Source organism: Klebsiella sp. BIGb0132 (assembly GCF_024810075.1).
Lineage (GTDB): Bacteria > Pseudomonadota > Gammaproteobacteria > Enterobacterales > Enterobacteriaceae > Klebsiella > Klebsiella terrigena.
In genome coordinates this window covers 1-1393 of the sequence record NZ_JANUDW010000026.1, presented here as the reverse complement: position 1 = coordinate 1393, position 1393 = coordinate 1, and the positions used below count along the sequence as shown (strand labels likewise).

General features: G+C 49.4%; 1 protein-coding gene. It reads left to right on the top strand.

The features are described 5' to 3' along the window. The first annotated feature begins 91 nt into the window (after positions 1 to 91). The gene (locus tag M2416_RS26915; RefSeq protein WP_076948239.1) at positions 92 to 1117 is read left to right on the top strand and encodes an IS110 family RNA-guided transposase; all 1026 of its coding nucleotides are present in this window, start codon (positions 92 to 94) and stop codon (positions 1115 to 1117) included. Positions 1118 to 1393 lie beyond the last annotated feature (276 nt).

Below are 1393 nucleotides of genomic sequence, written 5' to 3'. Positions count from 1 at the left end.
CAGGGATAATGAGATGGACGCTCCAGATTTTGCGGCATCAAAGTACCAGACTGGATCGTTGCAATACGTCCTGAAAATGAGGAGCGTCCACATGAAAGTAACAACTCTTGGTATCGACCTGGCAAAGAACGTTTTCCAGCTTCATGGTGTCGATCACGAAGGCCATACTGTTTTGCGCAAGAAGCTGACCCGGGCTAAGTTCGTTCAGTTTGTCATTCAACTGGAACCTTGCCTGATTGGCATGGAAGCCTGTTCATCCAGCCATCATTTTGCACGGTTATTCAGTTGCCACGGCCATGAGGTAAAACTCATTCCTCCGCAATATGTGAAGCCCTATGTCAAAACGAACAAGACGGATGCAGCAGATGCTGAAGCTATCTGCGAAGCGGTAACCCGCCCGAATATGCGTTTTGTACAGATAAAAACCGAAGAGCAGCAGGCCGTTTTAGCGTTACACACTGAACGGGGAATACTTATCCGCGAGCGGATCGCCTGTTCCAATAGTTTAAGAGCCACACTTGCTGAGTTTGGTATTACGATCGCGGCCGGACAAAGCCATTTAACCCATGAGCTGCCAGCTATTCTGGAGGACGGCGAAAATGTTTTATCTTCCTTTGTCAGAACCAGCATCTACAGACAGGCTAAACATATCAGGGAACTCGAGGAGCAGGTTAAACAGGTAGAAGAAGCTCTGACCTCCTGGTACAGAACGCAGGAAGCCTGCCAGAGAATGGCCAAAATCCCGGGCGTTGGCATGTTAACGGCCACTTATGTGGTAGCAGCAGTGGGTAATGCCCGACAATTCAGCACCGCAAAGCAGTTCGCTTCATGGCTGGGGCTGACACCAAAGGAACATTCCAGCGGCGGGAAACAGAAACTGGGAGGGATCAGTAAACGTGGAGATGGATATTTCCGATACCTTCTGGTTCATGGCGCACGCGCACTTACCGCCTGGGTCAACCGGAACGGCGCGGTTGAGGAGAATGCCTGGCTTCAGGGACTACTTGAGCGAAAACACTACAATGTTGCAGTTGTCGCTATGGCGGCAAAAACATCGAGAATTATGTGGTCAATGTTGACACGCAACACTGAATATCAACCTCGTCAGATTACCTGACACAAGGTCAGGTAATCTGACGAGGTGCTGAAAAAGAGTTATCGTCCTGGTAGGTGCAAGTGACTTCAGAAGATGGCAAAACAGGTAAGACCGCAGGCAGGATACACCGAGAGGTAACAAGGGCAAGTCAGCCCGCAGAGGATGATTGGTACCTGCCTGGCGGATTTCATCATGGTTCGGGATAAAGACATCCCATCAGAAACCGGATATATGGCTGCACCTACTCGTTTTATCACTTAACTGAAAAATAAATTGCATCCCGGGAGCGTCCATATA

What these genes read in the sequence shown, in the direction of transcription:
- M2416_RS26915 (WP_076948239.1), top strand. Translation starts at nt 92, where the DNA reads ATGAAAGTAACAACTCTTGGTATCGACCTGGCAAAGAACGTTTTCCAG.